The sequence below is a fragment of the Corynebacterium sp. KPL2895 genome (assembly GCF_040225815.1).
GTDB lineage: Bacteria > Actinomycetota > Actinomycetes > Mycobacteriales > Mycobacteriaceae > Corynebacterium > Corynebacterium rhinophilum.
This window is the reverse complement of record NZ_JBEHFY010000059.1, coordinates 1-745: the sequence shown is the minus strand read 5'-3', so window position 1 is coordinate 745 and position 745 is coordinate 1. Positions and strand designations below refer to the sequence as shown.

General features: G+C 47.7%; 1 protein-coding gene and 1 pseudogene. Both read left to right on the top strand.

Features of this window, described 5'->3' with window-relative positions; all coding sequences use genetic code 11:
* Positions 1-595 (top strand): IS3 family transposase (locus tag ABRP95_RS12055; protein WP_349839493.1); only part of this gene is annotated, 595 nt, incomplete at its 5' end.
* An 18-nt stretch (positions 596-613) separates the two neighbouring features.
* Positions 614-718: pseudogene (locus ABRP95_RS12050) on the top strand (IS3 family transposase); the annotation flags it as partial.
* Positions 719-745 lie beyond the last annotated feature (27 nt).

Genomic DNA, 745 nt, shown 5'->3' with positions numbered 1-745 from the left:
AATTACCGAAATCGTAAAAGACTCCGAATTCAGCTACGGCTATCGTCGCGTCTGGATTCAATTGAAGCAATCGGGAATCAAGGTCAGCGAGAAAGTTGTGCGCCGAATCATTACGGCCGAAGGGTTAACGGTGCGTTATGTTAAGAAAAAGCGTCGTTATTCGTCGTATCGCGGGGAGATTTCAGATGCCCCACCAAACTTGGTGAAACGGAATTTTCATGCTGATAAGCCTGGGCTGCTGTGGTTGACGGATATTTCAGAGTTTCCTGCTGATGACGGGAAAATCTACTTTTCAGCGTTGGTGGATTGTTTTGACGGAAAGATCGTGGGAGCAACAACGAGTTGCCATCCTAGTCAGCAGCTTGCAGACGACTGCTTAGCACAGGCGATTGAAAATGATGCGCCTGCGGATCCGACAAGATTAGTAATCCATTCCGATCGGGGTTGCCACTACCGAGGTAATAGTTGGATCCAAGCCTGCCAAGACATCGGTTTTGCTCGTTCAATGTCGAAGAAAGGGTGCTCACCCGACAATTCGGCGTGCGAAGGATTGTTCGGCCGAATGAAAAATGAGATGTTCTATGGACGTAAATGACGCCATCGTGAGGAACTAGAGAAAGCGATTCATGAATATGTCGACTTCTACAACGAACGAAGAATCAAGCTTGAGTTCGGCGGATTAAGCATCAATCAACGCCGACGCAAACTGCTACTCTGAATAGTCCTAAAAAATGTCCGCATCCCC